This window comes from Cupriavidus lacunae, from assembly GCF_003353055.1.
Lineage (GTDB): Bacteria > Pseudomonadota > Gammaproteobacteria > Burkholderiales > Burkholderiaceae > Cupriavidus > Cupriavidus lacunae.
Genome location: NZ_QKWJ01000003.1, coordinates 222,323 through 236,401, shown reverse-complemented (window position 1 = coordinate 236,401; position 14,079 = coordinate 222,323). Strand labels below are relative to the sequence as shown.

General features: G+C 67.8%; 13 protein-coding genes. 6 read left to right on the top strand and 7 right to left on the bottom strand.

What is annotated here, in order from left to right:
- Positions 1–30 precede the first annotated feature (30 nt).
- Positions 31–960: an RNA polymerase sigma factor RpoH gene (rpoH, locus tag DN412_RS04575; RefSeq protein WP_115013414.1), complete on the bottom strand. Its 930-nt coding sequence runs from the start codon at positions 958–960 to the stop codon at positions 31–33.
- A gap of 348 nt (positions 961–1,308) precedes the next feature.
- Here rpoH and DN412_RS04570 point away from each other — a divergent pair, with 348 nt between their 5' ends.
- The gene (locus tag DN412_RS04570; protein WP_115013413.1) at positions 1,309–2,184 is read left to right on the top strand and encodes a pirin family protein; all 876 of its coding nucleotides are present in this window, start codon (positions 1,309–1,311) and stop codon (positions 2,182–2,184) included.
- Between the two features lie 19 nt (positions 2,185–2,203).
- Here the strand turns inward: DN412_RS04570 and ybiB are convergent, their stop codons facing one another.
- The 5 genes from ybiB to DN412_RS04545 form a co-directional block, all read right to left on the bottom strand.
- Positions 2,204–3,202 carry a DNA-binding protein YbiB gene (gene ybiB / locus DN412_RS04565; protein ID WP_115013412.1) on the bottom strand — a complete coding sequence of 333 codons (999 nt, stop codon included), beginning with the start codon at positions 3,200–3,202 and terminating at the stop codon, positions 2,204–2,206.
- A 90-nt stretch (positions 3,203–3,292) separates the two neighbouring features.
- On the bottom strand, positions 3,293–4,096 hold the full coding sequence (locus DN412_RS04560) for an ABC transporter ATP-binding protein (RefSeq protein ID WP_115013411.1): 804 nt from the start codon (positions 4,094–4,096) through the stop codon (positions 3,293–3,295).
- Positions 4,097–4,114: 18 nt separating this feature from the next.
- Positions 4,115–5,020 carry a nitrate ABC transporter permease gene (gene ntrB, locus DN412_RS04555; protein WP_115013410.1) on the bottom strand — a complete coding sequence of 302 codons (906 nt, stop codon included), beginning with the start codon at positions 5,018–5,020 and terminating at the stop codon, positions 4,115–4,117.
- 50 nt (positions 5,021–5,070) lie between these two features.
- A complete protein-coding gene (locus tag DN412_RS04550) occupies positions 5,071–6,381 on the bottom strand; it encodes a CmpA/NrtA family ABC transporter substrate-binding protein (protein ID WP_115013409.1) in 1,311 nt (436 codons plus the stop codon).
- 366 nt (positions 6,382–6,747) lie between these two features.
- Positions 6,748–7,389: an ANTAR domain-containing response regulator gene (locus tag DN412_RS04545; protein ID WP_115013408.1), complete on the bottom strand. Its 642-nt coding sequence runs from the start codon at positions 7,387–7,389 to the stop codon at positions 6,748–6,750.
- Between the two features lie 256 nt (positions 7,390–7,645).
- Here DN412_RS04545 and DN412_RS04540 point away from each other — a divergent pair, with 256 nt between their 5' ends.
- Positions 7,646–8,347 (top strand): fumarylacetoacetate hydrolase family protein, encoded by a 702-nt coding sequence (locus DN412_RS04540; RefSeq protein ID WP_115013407.1) that lies wholly within the window; start codon positions 7,646–7,648, stop codon positions 8,345–8,347.
- A gap of 4 nt (positions 8,348–8,351) precedes the next feature.
- Entirely contained in the window at positions 8,352–8,999 is a 648-nt protein-coding gene (gene maiA, locus DN412_RS04535; protein ID WP_115013406.1) for a maleylacetoacetate isomerase, read from the top strand.
- 72 nt (positions 9,000–9,071) lie between these two features.
- Here maiA and ftsY read toward each other — a convergent pair whose 3' ends face one another.
- Complete coding sequence (gene ftsY, locus DN412_RS04530) at positions 9,072–10,181, bottom strand: signal recognition particle-docking protein FtsY (protein ID WP_115013405.1); 1,110 nt, start codon at positions 10,179–10,181, stop codon at positions 9,072–9,074.
- 216 nt (positions 10,182–10,397) lie between these two features.
- On the opposite strand from ftsY, the gene DN412_RS04525 reads away from it, so the two are divergent.
- The 3 genes from DN412_RS04525 to rsmD are packed head-to-tail and all read left to right on the top strand — an operon-like array spanning position 10,398 to position 14,037.
- Positions 10,398–11,945, top strand: a complete 1,548-nt coding sequence (locus DN412_RS04525) for a M16 family metallopeptidase (protein ID WP_115013404.1) — start codon at positions 10,398–10,400, stop codon at positions 11,943–11,945.
- A gap of 9 nt (positions 11,946–11,954) precedes the next feature.
- The gene (locus DN412_RS04520) at positions 11,955–13,340 is read left to right on the top strand and encodes a M16 family metallopeptidase (RefSeq protein ID WP_115013403.1); all 1,386 of its coding nucleotides are present in this window, start codon (positions 11,955–11,957) and stop codon (positions 13,338–13,340) included.
- A 49-nt stretch (positions 13,341–13,389) separates the two neighbouring features.
- Positions 13,390–14,037 (top strand): 16S rRNA (guanine(966)-N(2))-methyltransferase RsmD, encoded by a 648-nt coding sequence (gene rsmD, locus DN412_RS04515; protein WP_208647562.1) that lies wholly within the window; start codon positions 13,390–13,392, stop codon positions 14,035–14,037.
- Positions 14,038–14,079: the final 42 nt, after the last annotated feature.

The window sequence follows — 14,079 nt, the reverse complement described above, 5'->3', positions numbered from 1 at the left end:
GGACCGGCCTTTTGCATGGCTGGGAGCGGATCAGGCGAAGGCCTGCAGCGCGCCCTTCATCTTCTTCATCGCCGCGGTTTCGATCTGGCGGATGCGCTCGGCCGACACGCCGAACTCGTCGGCCAGCTCATGCAGCGTGGCGCCGCCCGAGCCGTCGTCCTCGACATTGAGCCAGCGCGCCTCGATGATGCGGCGGCTGCGCTCGTCCAGCTTGCCCAGCGCTTCTTCCAGCCCCTCGACCTGCATGCGGTCGTGGCGCTTGGCTTCCATCACGCGGGTGGGCTCGTTGTGGTTGTCGGCCAGATAGGCGATGGGGGCGAATTCCTCTTCGCCGTCGTCGACCTGGCCTTCCAGCGCGAGGTCGCCGCCCGACAGGCGGGTTTCCATCTCCATCACTTCTTCGGGCTTCACGTTCAGCTCGCGCGCCACGGCCTCGACCTGCTCCGGCGTGAACGTGTGCGGGCCCTGCTTGTGGCTGCGCAGGTTGAAGAACAGCTTGCGCTGGGCCTTGGTGGTGGCCACCTTGACCATGCGCCAGTTCTTCAGCACGTACTCGTGGATCTCGGCCTTGATCCAGTGCATCGCGTACGACACCAGGCGCACGCCCTGTTCGGGGTCGAAGCGCTTCACGGCCTTCATCAGGCCGATATTGCCTTCCTGGATCAGGTCGGCGTGGGGCAGGCCGTAGCCCAGGTACTGGCGGGCGATCGACACCACCAGGCGCAGGTGGGACATCACCAAGCGGCGGGCCGCATCAACGGAATCGTGGTCGCGCAGGTCGCGCGCCAGGCGTTGCTCTTCCTCCGCGGTCAACAGCGGAATCCGGTGCACAGCCTGGATATAGCTGTCGAGGTTGCCTACGGTCGCCGGGAAGGTCAGCGCAAAGCTGCCCGGGTTCCGGGGCGCCGTCGGCAGACGGTTGTTCGTCGGGGTTTGATCAGCAGACAAGACTGCGTTCACGCAATGGCTCCTTTCGCATCCGGCGCTTCAGTTGCCGGTGCGCCGCGCCTCCTCTTGGGAATGGTCGGCGGCACTGCAACGCATCTTAGCACTCTGGCCGGCTGAGTGCTAATTGGAGTCCCGATGGCCGTGATAGTTCCCGTCGATGACCTTTGCTAATGGCATAGCTATTCGTCACATCGAGCGCCGGGAACGATACCTACGGTACGGCGTAATGGATATTAGAGCGGCGCGGGGCACGCGGGTTCTGCCTGCTGCTGGAATGATTTGTTGCACCAGCGGCTACACTCGACCAAGCGACGGCGCGCTGGCATGCTTGCGAGCCTCTCTCATTCCACCGGAGGAGTTATGTCTGCTATCGAACACTTGCTCAAGCCGCATGTGCGCGACCTGGGCGATTTCACCGTGCGCCGGCTGCTGCCGGCCGCGGCGACCCAGACCGTCGGGCCGTTTATCTTCTTCGACCATATGGGCCCGGTGCAGCTGCCGCCCGGCCAGGGCGCGGATGTGCGCCCGCATCCGCATATCGGGCTGGCTACCGTCACCTACCTGTTCGAAGGCGAGATCATCCACCGCGACAGCCTTGGCAGTGACCAGGCGATCCGCCCGGGCGACGTCAACTGGATGACCGCCGGCCACGGCATCGTGCACTCGGAGCGCTCGCCAGAGCATGTGCGCCCCGACGGTGCCCGCCTGCATGGCATCCAGACCTGGCTGGCGCTGCCGCAGGAGCATGAGGGCGCCGAGCCGTCGTTCTTCCACCATCCCGCCGCCACGCTGCCGCGCATCGAGCGGCCCGGCGTGTGCATGGTGGTGATCGCCGGCGATGCCTTCGGCGAGACCTCGCCGGTCAAGGTCTTCAGCCGCACGCTGTACGTGGCGATCGAGCTGGACGCGGGCGCCAGCGTGGAGATCCCGGCCGACCATGCCGAGCGCGGCATCTATCCTGTCGACGGCGCGGTGGCGCTCGACGGCGAGCCGCTGCCGGCCGAGCATATGGTGGTGCTCACCCCGGGCCAGCCGGCGACGCTGACGGCCACGGCGCCGTCGCGCGTGATGCTGCTGGGCGGCGACCCGACCGACGGGCATCGCTTCATCTACTGGAATTTCGTGGCCAGCAGCAAGGTGGCGATCGAAGCCGCCGCCCAGCGCTGGGAGGACGACCAGTTCCCGCACGTGCCGGGCGAGACCGAGCGCATCCCGCTGCCCCCGCGCAAGCCCTGACAGCCGTCCCGGGGCTGGCTCAGACCGGGCTGGCCCAGGTCACGCGGGTGCCTTGCCGCAGGCATTCGCGGATGGCCTCGACCTGGATCGCGATCGGCGCCGGCACCGGCACCGCGCCGTCCAGCACGCGCCGGATCCAGGCTACGGTCAGGCCGGCGTCGCTGCCGGGTGGCAGTTCCGGCACTTCGGCCAGCGAACCCACGGCCGGATCGACCAGGGTCTGCTGGTGGCCTTCATGCAGCCAGTCGATGCGGCTGGTGCGGCGTGCATCGGACACCACTTCGCCCTCGGTGCCGCGTGCCAGCAGTACGTTGGCGGGTTCGTGCGAGAAATAATCGGTCAGCGTCTCGCGGTATTCGGGGTGAGTGTAGCTGTACAGCCGCAACCCTTCCGCCGGCGAATGCTCGCCAACCGGCTGCAGCATCTTGGCCACCGTATGCGCCGAATTGCGCAGGCCGATCACGGTGCGCCGCTCCAGCAGCTGCGACAGCCCGGGCGACAGCACATCCACGGGCAGCACCGCCAGCGGCCCGTGGTCGCTGCCATTTCCTTCATGCAGCCGTGCCGCGGCCTCGGCGGTGGTTGCGCACAAGGGCACGCCCAGCGCCTCGAACAGCGTCATGCTGGTCACGCGGCCGTTGAACAGGCGCGTGCCGTGCACCAGCACGGGGATATCCTCACGCGCCAGCAGCAGCGCCAGCAGCGGCACCAGGTTGGGTTGCTTGCGCGCGCCGTTGTAGCTTGGGATCACCACCACCTGGCGGTCAGGCGGTGCCGGCACTGGCTGGCAGTGCGCATGGGCGGCTTCCAGCATGCCGGCCAGTTCGTGCGGCGCCTCGCCCTTGATGCGGTAGGCCATCAGGATGGCGCCAAGCTCCAGGTCGGAGACGCGCCCGGCCAGCATGGCGTCGAACAAGGCCTGCGCGTCCTCGCGCGGCAGCGCCCGGGCGCCGTTGACGCCGCGGCCAATCTCCTTGATATAGCGGGCGGCGGGAAATGGGGCGGCTGGTGTGGTCATGGCGGTGTGGGGGTGGTCTGTTCTGGGTTCATGATAGCGGAGCAGGGCCGCCGCGCCCATTGCCGCCAACCGGGGCGCGGCGGGCAAGCACTACGCGGCTTCCTGCAACGCCGGGTTGCGCTGCTTGCGGTAGAGGAAGTCCAGCACCGCGGTGCGGCAGGCGTGGTAGGCCTTGTCGTCGGCCAGCGCCACGCGGTCGCGCGGGCGCGGCAGGTCCACCTTCAGGATCTCGCCGATGGTCGCGGCCGGGCCGTTGGTCATCATCACGATGCGGTCGGCCAGCAGCACGGCCTCGTCGACATCGTGGGTCACCATCACCACCGTGCTGCGCGTGCGCGCCACGATCTTGATCAGCTCGTCCTGCAGGTGCGCGCGCGTGAGCGCATCGAGCGCGCCGAAGGGCTCGTCCATCAGCAGCACCTTGGGCGCCATTGCCAGCGCGCGGGCAATGCCCACGCGCTGCTTCATGCCGCCGGAGATCTCATGCGGGTACTTGTTCTCGGCGTGCGTCAGGCCCACCAGCGCCAGCGTGTCGTGCGTGCGCGCCTTGAGCTGCGCCTTGCTCTCGCTGGCCGCGAACACGCGCTCCACGCCCAGGTAGACGTTCTCGAAGCAGGTCAGCCACGGCAGCAGCGAGTGGTTCTGGAACACCACCGCGCGCTCCGGCCCCGGGCCGGCGATCTCGCGCCCGGCGCAGATCAGCGCGCCGGCGGTGGGCGTGGCCAGCCCCGCGACCAGGTTCAGCAGCGTGGACTTGCCGCAGCCGGAGTGGCCGATCAGCGTGATGAACTCACCCTCGGCGATCTGCAGGTTGATATCGCGCAGGGCGACGAATGGGCCCTTGCGGGTCTTGAAGGTCTGGCCGACGTTTTCGATGCTGACGAACTTGTCCATGGCGTTGCTCCCCGCGTATCAGTTGGTGCCGTAGCTGAAGCGCCGGGCCAGCGCCAGCAGCGCGTGTTCCAGCAGCAGGCCGATGATGCCGATCACGAAGATCGCGATCACGATGTGCTCGACCTTCAGGTTGTTCCATTCGTCCCACAGCCAGAAGCCGATGCCGGTGCCGCCGGTCAGCATCTCGGCGGCGACGATCACCAGCCACGCAGTGCCGATCGACAGCCGCACGCCGGTCAGCATGTAGGGCAGCACCGCGGGGAACAGCACCCGCGTGAACACCTTCCATTCCGACAGGTCGAGCACGCGCGCCACGTTCAGGTAGTCCTGCGGCACGCGCGTGACGCCGACCGCGGTGTTGATCACCATCGGCCAGATCGAGCAGATAAAGATCGCCCAGATCGCGGCCGGGTTGGCCGCCTTGAACAGCAGCAGCCCGATCGGCAGCCACGCCAGCGGCGAGACCGGGCGCAGCAGGCTGATCACCGGCGCGGTCATCGCGTTCAGGAAGGTAAAGCGCCCGATCAGGAAGCCAGCCGGGATCCCGACCACCGCGGCCAGGCCGAAGCCCGCCGCCACGCGCGCCAGCGACGCCAGCACGTTCCAGCCGATGCCCTGGTCATTGGGCCCGTTGCGGTAGAACGGGTCGGCAAACAGCGGCACCGCGGCGTTCCATGTCGCCCCCGGTGTGGGGATGGCCGGGATCATCGTGGCGATGCCGTGCCAGGCCAGCACGAACAGGGCAAAGCCCAGCACCGGCGGCACGGTCTTGAGCACCAGCGCGGCGACTGCCTCGCGGCGTTCGGCGCGCCGGGCCTGCGCGGCGATTTCCTGCTCGCGGCGGCGCGCCCGCTCCTTGGTGTCGGGGTCGGCGCTGGCGGCTACGGTTGCACCATCGGGCGTAGGGTGGGCTATGGCATTCACGTCTGGCTCCTTTCGTCAGGGGCACTGCGGATCAGTGGAAAAGGTTTGCATCAGGCCTTGATCTTGAAACCATCGGCGTAGGCCTTGGGGTCCTTGCCGTCCCAGACCACGCCGTCGATCAGCCTGGCGCTGCGCATGTCGCTTCTGGGCAGCGGCACCTGGGCGGCGGTGGCGGCCTGCTTGTAGACGTCGATGCGGTTGACCTGTTTTGCCACGGCGAGATAGTCCGGATGTTCCTTCAGCAGGCCCCAGCGCTTGTGCTGGGTCAGGAACCACATGCCGTCGGACAGGTAGGGGTAGTTGGCGCTGCCGTCCTGGTAGAACTTCATCGCGTCGGGATCGTCCCAGGTCTTGCCCAGGCCATTGGTGTAGCGGCCCAGCATGCGGTCCAGGATGATGTCCATGTCGGTATTGACGTAGGACTTGGCGGCAATGGTCTCAGCGGTCTTGCGGCGGTTCGAGGCCGACGCATCGATGAACTTCGATGCCTCCAGCACCGCGGCTACCATCGCGCGCGCGGTGTTGGGATGCTTTTGGACGAACTCAGCGGTGGTGCCCAGCGTCTTCTCGGGGTGGTTCTTCCAGATCGCCTGCGTGGTCTCGGCGGTAAAGCCGATCTTGTCGGCAATGGCGCGCGCGCCCCAGGGTTCGCCCACGCAGAAGCCGTCCATATTGCCCACGCGCATGTTGGCCACCATCTGCGGCGGCGGCACCGTGATCGCCTTGGCGTCCTGCATCGGGTTGATGCCGTTGGCCGCCAGCCAGTAATACAGCCACATCGCGTGCGTGCCGGTGGGGAAGGTCTGGGCGAAGGTGTAGTCGCGCTTTTCCTTCATCATCAGCGCCTTCAGGCTGGCACCGTCCTTGACACCTTTCTCGGCCAGCTTGGACGACAGCGTGATGGCCTGGCCGTTGTTGTTCAGGCTCATCAGCACAGCCATGTCCTTCTTCGGGCCGCCGATGCCCAGCTGCACGCCGTAGATCAGGCCGTACAGCACGTGGGCCGCATCCAGCTCGCCATTGACCAGCTTGTCGCGCACGCCGGCCCACGAGGCTTCCTTGCTCGGCGTGATCTTGATGCCGTATTTCTTGTCGAGCCCGAGCGTGGCCGCCATCACCACCGAGGCGCAGTCGGTCAGCGGGATAAAGCCGATGCGCACGTCGGTCTTCTCCGGCGCGTCAGAGCCCGCTGCCCACGCGCCGGCGCGCACCAGCGGGTCGACCAGCGTCATCACGCTGGCGCCGGCGATGGTGGCCAGCGCGCGGCGGCGGCCGGTGCTGGCCGGCACGGCGTCGGCAGCCGAGTCGGAAACCTGGACGGCTGCATGCAGCGGCTTGGCAAACCTGAGGCGAGAGGGCATTGCATGGCTCCAAGAAAAAAGGCGTCCCCTTGCGCAGCCGGCTTCGCCAGAAGACCGCTGCGGTGCAGGGACGCCGTTGTCCGTGGCGTGGCGCGGCCCGCGTTGGCCGTGTCCGCCTGAATTGTCGATCGGCCGCCGTTGGCCGATACCTGCATGACGCAAGGCGTGTGCCAGCCTGTGCGGTGCAACATTTACGGGCGGCCATGTGCCGGATCGGGGCGAAATGGGCGGATGCGGTGCGCGCGGAGAGGCCGCCGCCGCATTCGGGAGGCAGGGGAGGCGGGGCGGCTCAGGCGGGTAGCGCCAGGAGTGTGCAATGCACCAGCCGTGTGCGGCAGCGCACCGCGACTGGCTGGCGAAGGCGGCTCAGCCCATCACGTCGATCACGCGCTGGGCGGCGTCCACCAACTTCAGGCCGCGCTCCATCGCCATGCCGCGCAGGCGCTTGTAGGCCTCTTCCTCGCTGAGGCCGCGCGCCTGCATCAGCAGGCCCTTGGCGCGCTCGACCACCTTGCGCTCGGCCAGCTTCAGCCGCGTGGCGTCGAGTTCGGCGCGCAGCTGCTGGTCCAGTTCGAAGCGCGCGTAGGCCACGTCGAGTACGGTCTTGACGCGTTCGGCGCGCAGGCCGTCCACGATATAGGCGGTGATGCCGGCGGTCAGCGCCGCCTTGATGCGCTGGCTGTCGTCGTTGTCGGTGAACAGTACGATCGGGCGCGGCGCGTGCTGGGTCGAGACGCAGACATGCTCGATGGTGTCGCGCGCGGCGGACTCGGACGCGATGATCAGCATGTCGGGCTGGGTGGCCGTGATCACATCCGGCAGGCGCAGGTCGGCATCGACGATCTGGATCTCGGTAAAGCCCGCGTTCACCAGCCCGCTGCGGATGGTCTCGACGTTCAGCGGGTCCACGTCAAGCGGGTCGCGCACGAGCAGGATGCGCAACACCCGGCCTCCGGTGGCGGGCGTGGCGGGTGTCGTGGGCGCGGGGGGCTGATGGCGTCGTGTCATGGCTAGGCTCTGTTGCAGTGCGCCACGCAAGATTCGCGCCGGGTAAGTATCGGATCACCTGCGCCAGTCCGGTGCGGTGGCGCTGCGAGGATGCCTGGATTCATTGTATGCGGTCGTACGCAGAGCCAACCCCCGCGGTGTATCCTGTTGCCCTGCTGCGCCGGGCGCGTCTGCTGGCGACGTCGCGAGTGGCTGCATGCCGCAACCCCGCATCCCGCGCGCCGCAGCACCAATCAGAACAAATCTGGAGAGATGCATGACCGAATTCGTGTTCGCCCCGCCCGCGCCCGTTGGCGTGCCGGTGCGCGGCAGCAACGCTAGCTTCCCGGTCCGGCGCGTGTATTGCGTCGGCCGCAACTATGCTGCTCACGCTCGTGAAATGGGCTCGGACCCGGACCGCGAGCCGCCGTTCTTCTTCTGCAAGCCGTCGGATGCGGTCAGCTATGTCGCCGACGGCACCGAAGGCGCCTTCCCGTACCCGCCGGGCACCAGCAACTGCCACTATGAAGTGGAGCTGGTGGTGGCGATCGGCAAGGGCGGCCGCGATATCCCGGTCGACCAGGCCCCCGGCCACGTGTTCGGCTATGCCGTGGGCCTGGACATGACCCGCCGCGACCTGCAGAACGAATCGAAGAAGACCGGCCGCCCCTGGGAGACTGGCAAGGCCTTTGACCAGTCCGCGCCGATCGGCCCGATCGTCCCGGTGTCGGCTGTCGGCCATCCGGAGAAGGGTGAGGTGACGCTGGCGGTCAACGGCGTGGAAAAGCAGCGCGGTGACCTGTCCGACCTGATCTGGTCGGTGCCGGAGATGGTGTCCTACCTGTCGAAGCTGTTCGAGCTGCAGCCGGGCGACCTGATCTACAGCGGCACGCCCGAGGGCGTGGGCCCGGTGGTCAAGGGCGATGTCATGCAGTGCCACGTCGGCGGCGTGGGCGACCTCATCATCAAGGTAGTCTGAACCGATGCTCAAGCTTTACAGCTATTTCCGCAGCTCGGCCTCGTTCCGCGTGCGCATCGCGCTGGAGCTCAAGGGGCTGACCTATGACTACGTGCCGGTGCACCTGCTCAAGGATGGCGGCCAGCAACTCAAGCCGGAATTCCGTGCCGTGAACCCTGACGGCCTGGTGCCGGCGTTCGTCGACGGTGAACACGTGCTGCAGCAATCGCTGGCCATCGTCGAGTACCTGGACGAGATCCACCCCGAGCCGAAGCTGCTGCCCGGCACGGCGCTGGATCGCGCCTATGTGCGCGGCCTGGCCCAGGAGATCGCGTGCGAGATCCACCCGCTGAACAACCTGCGCGTGCTGAAGTACCTGAAGCACACCGTGGGCGTGACCGACGAGGTCAAGGACGCGTGGTACCGCCACTGGATCGAGCTGGGCTTCGCGTCGCTGCAGGCCAACCTGGAGCGTGGCGGCAAGGCCGGGCGCTTCTGCTTTGGCGACACGCCCACACTGGCAGATCTCTGCCTGGTGCCGCAGGTGTTCAACGCGAAGCGCTTCAATATCGACCTGAGCAGATTCCCGGCGATCGCGAAGATCTATGAGGCCTGCATGGAACTGCCGGCGTTCCAGAAGGCGCAGCCGAAGTCGCAGCCCGACGCGGAATAGCCGCAGGCAGGACCGCAACGCAAAACGCCCCGGCATTGCCGGGGCGTTTTGCATTGTCGCGGTGCGGGGAGCTTACCCCAACAGCGCCTCGGCGAACTCATCCGCCTTGAACGGCTGCAGGTCTTCCACCTTCTCGCCCACGCCGATGAAGTAGACCGGCACCGGGCGCTGGCGCGCGATCGCCGCCAGGATGCCGCCCTTGGCGGTGCCGTCGAGCTTGGTCACGATCAGCCCGGTCAGGCCCAGCGCGTCGTCGAAGGCGCGGGTTTGCTGCAGGGCGTTCTGGCCGGTATTGGCGTCGATCACCAGCAGCACCTCGTGCGGCGCGCTCGGCATGGCTTTGCTGATCACGCGCTTGACCTTCTTGAGCTCTTCCATCAGGTGCAGCTGCGTCGGCAGGCGCCCGGCGGTGTCGGCCATGACGATGTCGATGCCGCGCGCCTTGGCCGCGTTGACGGCGTCGAAGATCACCGCCGCCGGGTCGCCGCTTTCCTGCGCCACCACGGTGACGTTGTTGCGCTCGCCCCAGATCGTCAGTTGCTCGCGCGCGGCGGCGCGGAAGGTGTCGCCGGCGGCCAGCAGCACCTTCTCGTCATAACTCTGGAAGTGCTTGCACAGCTTGCCGATGCTGGTGGTCTTGCCGGCGCCGTTGACGCCCGCGATCATCATCACCAGCGGCTGCTCGCGGCCCAGCGCCATGGTCTTTTCCAGCGGGCGCAGCAACTGGGTCAGCAGTTCGCGCAGCGCCGCCTTGACGCCTTCAGCGGTCTCGATGCGCTCGGCCTTGACGCGCTTGCGCAGTTCACCCAGCAGGTACTCGGTGGCTTCGACGCCGGCATCGGCCATCAGCAGCGCGGTTTCCAGCTCTTCGAACAGGTCCTCGTCGACCTTGACGCCGACAAACAGCGTGCCGATGTTGCGGCTGGTCTTGGACAGGCCGGTACGCAGGCGCTGCATCCAGCCCAGCTTCGATTCCGCGGTGGGGGCGGGTGGCGGCACCAGTTCGAGCGTCTCAGGGGCTGGCACCGGCGCAGGGATCGGAGCCGCCACGGGCGCCGGGACTGGCACAGGCGTGGGGGCCGGCGCGGGAGCGGGTGCGGGGACCTCGACCTGAGCGGGGGCAGGGGCTGGCGCCTCGACGGGCGCGGGCTCGGCCTTGCGCTTCTTCCAGAAACTAAACATTGGGGAATGGGGTCAATACCGGGGCGATACCCTGGCGGCAGCCAATGCCAGCAGGCAACCGGTTATAAATCAATGGGTTACGCAGGCGTCGCGGTGGCTGGGGAGAAACCGTTGTGGTCCCGGCCGGCGATTGCGTATAGTTCGCTACATGGGAGATTCATGCGCGCGGTCTTGCGCACGTGAGTCAATCGGCAAAATTCTAGCAGACGGGGTCGCATGAACCATTGCGCTGTCCTGACCGCAGCGGGCGCACAAGGCACCAAGGCCTGGGCCCAAACGCGCATCCAACGCCACGCAGCATCTTCCCAACCGCTTCCTGCCCGCGCCGCGCGACTTGCGCAGCGAGTCATTCCCACGCTGCTGCTGGCCTTGCTGCCGTGGGCGATGCCGGCGGGGGCGCAGGAAGCCGTGGCCTCGTCGAGGCCTGGCACGCAGACCGCCATGGCCGGTGCGACCGCACAAGGCACGACCGAATACCGCCTGTCCAACGGGCTGCGGCTGATCGTCAAGGAAGACCACCGCGCCCCCACGGTGGCGCACCAGATCTGGTACCGCGTGGGCGGCATCGACGAGGTCAGCGGCACCACGGGCGTGGCCCACATGCTCGAGCACATGATGTTCAAGGGCACGCCCAAGGTCGGCGTGGGCGAGTTCTCCAAGCAGGTGGCGGCGCTGGGCGGGCGAGAGAACGCCATGACCAACCGCGACTTCACCATGTACTACCAGCAGATCGGCAAGCAGTACCTGCCCAGGATGATGGAGCTGGAGGCCGACCGCATGGCCAACCTTATCATCACCAAGGACGAGTTCGAGCGCGAGATGAAGGTGGTGATGGAAGAGCGCCGCCTGCGCACCGACGACTCCGCGCGCGGCACCGTCTACGAGCAGTTGCTGGCCACGGTCTACACCGCCGCAGCCTACCGCCACCCGGTGATCGGCTGGATGGACGACCTGGTCAATATGCGCGTGGACGATGTCAAGGACTGGTACGGCCACTGGTACGTGCCCAACAACGCCATGGTGATCGTCACCGGCGACGTCAAGGCCGAGGAAGTGCGCGCGCTGGCCGAGCGCTACTACGGCAAGCTCAGGCCGCGCACGCTGCCGCTGCGCAAGGACCAGGAAGAGCCGGTGCAGAAGGGCATCAAGCGCATCTGGGTCAAGGCGCCGGCCGAGAACCAGTACATGGTGATGGCCTACAAGGCGCCGCGCCTGCACGATGTCGAGAAGGACGTCGATCCCTATGCGCTGGAGGTGCTGTCGGCCGTGCTCAACGGCTACGACAACGCACGCCTGACGCGCGAACTGGTGCGCGAACAGCGCCTGGCCGACGACGTCAATGTCGGCTACGACAGCATCAACCGCGGCGAGTCGCTGTTCGTGCTCGACGGCACGCCGGCCGCGGGCCACAACACCGACGAGATCGAGCGCGCGCTGCGCGCCGAGATCCAGCGCATCGCCAAGGAGGGCGTTTCGCCGGAAGAGCTCAAGCGCGTCAAGGCGCAGGTGGTGGCTGGCCAGATCTACAAGCGCGATTCGGTGTTCGGGCAGGGCATGGAGATCGGCGTCTCGGAGATCTCGGAGATCTCCTGGCGCCAGATCGACCGCATGCTCGACAAGATCAAGGCCGTCACGCCGGAGCAGGTGCAGGCCGTCGCCGCCAGGTATTTCAACGACGACAACCTGACCGTGGCCACGCTGGTGCCGCAGCCGATCGATCCGAACAAGCCCAAGTCCCAGGCCCCGGCAGGCCTGCGCCACTGAGGAAAGGCGATGACTGAATACGACACCACACCGCAGCGTGCGCTGCGCAAGTTCGCCGGCGCTGCACTGGGCGCGGCCATGCTGTTGGCCGCGCAACTGGCGCAGGCTGCGATCCCGATCGAGCACTGGACCGCTTCCACCGGCGCCCAGGTGTTCTTCGTGCACAGCCCGTCGATCCCGATGCTCGACGTCAATATCGACTTCGACGCCGGCAGCCGCTATGACCCGCCGGGCAAGGCCGGGCTGGCCACGCTGACGGCCGCGCTGCTGGACAAGGGCGCCGCGGCGCAGGACGGCCAGCCGGCGCGCGATGAAGCGAAGGTCGCCGACGCCTTTGCCGATACCGGTGCCGCCTTTGGCGGCGCGGCGGGCGGCGACCGCGGCGGCATCGGGCTGCGCACGCTGACCGCCCAGCCGGAGCTGGACCAGTCCGTCGCGCTGGCCGCGCAGCTGATCAAGGCGCCGACCTATCCGGACGCCGTGGTCGCGCGCGAGAAGCAGCGGCTGATCACCGCCATCCGCGAAGCCGATGCCAAGCCCGGCGTGATGGCCGACAAGGCGTTGGCCAAGGCCATGTATCCCGACCATCCCTATGGCGTGGCCGCGACCCCGGACAGTGTGACGTCGATCCAGCGCGATGACATCGTCAAGTTCTGGCGCGACAACTACGGCGCGCAGCGCGCGGTGGTGACGCTGATCGGCGCGGTCGACCGCAAGCAGGCCGAGGCCATTGCCGAGCAGCTCACGCGCGGCCTGCCGCCGGGCAGCGCGGCGCCGGCGATGCCGCAGGTGCGCCTGAAGATCGCGCCCAGCGAGCAGCGCATGCCGCACCCGGCGCAGCAGGCCAGCGTGGCGATCGGCCAGCCGTCCATCGCGCGGGGCGACCCTGATTATTTTGCGCTGCTGGTGGGCAACTACGTGCTGGGCGGCGGCGGCTTCAGCTCGCGCCTGACCGACGAGGTGCGCGAGAAGCGCGGCCTGACCTACGGCGTGGACAGCTACTTCGCGCCGTCCAAGCAGCCGGGGCCGTTCGGCATCAGCCTGCAGACCAAGAAGGCGCAGACCAACGAGGCGCTGGCGCTGGTGCGCCAGGTGCTGGCACGCTTTGTCGCCGAGGGCCCGACCGACAAGGAGCTGCGCGCGGCCAAGGACAACCTGATCAACGGTTTCCCGCTGCGCATCGACAACAACCGCAAGCTGCTGACCAACGTGGCCAATATCGGCTGGTACGGGATGCCGCTGGATTACCTGGACACCTGGACCGCGCAGATCGGCAAGGTCACGCGCGAACAGGTCAAGGCGGCCTTCCAGCGCCATGTGCACCCGGACGGCATGGCGACGGTGATCGTCGGCGGCCCGGTTGCGCCGGCTCCCGCGACCGCGGCCGGGCAGTGATGTCGGCGTCGCCTGCGGCGGACCGGCCCAGAGGCTCTACAATCACGGCATGAATTCGCGTTCCCGATTGCCTTCGCCCGCCACTGGCGGGCGACCTCCCGTTTCCGCGGTGCCGCGCCAGGCACCTTCCCAGGTCCGCATCATCGGCGGCCGCTGGAAGCGCACCCTGCTGCCCGTTCCCGACGCCCAGGGCCTGCGCCCCACGCCCGACCGCGTGCGCGAGACGCTCTTCAACTGGCTCGGCCAGGACCTGTCCGGGCTGGAATGCCTGGACCTGTTCGCGGGCTCCGGCGCGCTTGGCTTCGAAGCCGCCTCGCGCGGTGCGGCCGCTGTGACACTGGTCGAGTTCAATGCGCGCGTGGCCAAGCAGTTGCGCGACAACCAGTACCGGCTCGACGCGGCCCAGGTGCGCGTGATGCAGGGCGATGCCTTCGCCATTGCCGCGCAGCTGCCCGATGCCAGCTTCGACGTGGTCTTCCTGGACCCGCCGTTTGCCCAGGACTGGATCGGACCCGCGCTGGAACACGCGGCACGGCTGTCGCGCCCCGGCGGCGCGGTCTATGTCGAGACCGACCACGCGCTGAGCGGTGCCGACGCGCCCGTGCCGGCATCACTCGAGATCGTGCGCTACGCGCGTGCCGGCGCGGTGCATTTCCACCTGCTGCAGCACCGCGTGCCGGGCAACGGCGCCGGCTGATTCACCGTTCCGGGGCTTCGCTCGGGGATCCCGGTTCCAAAA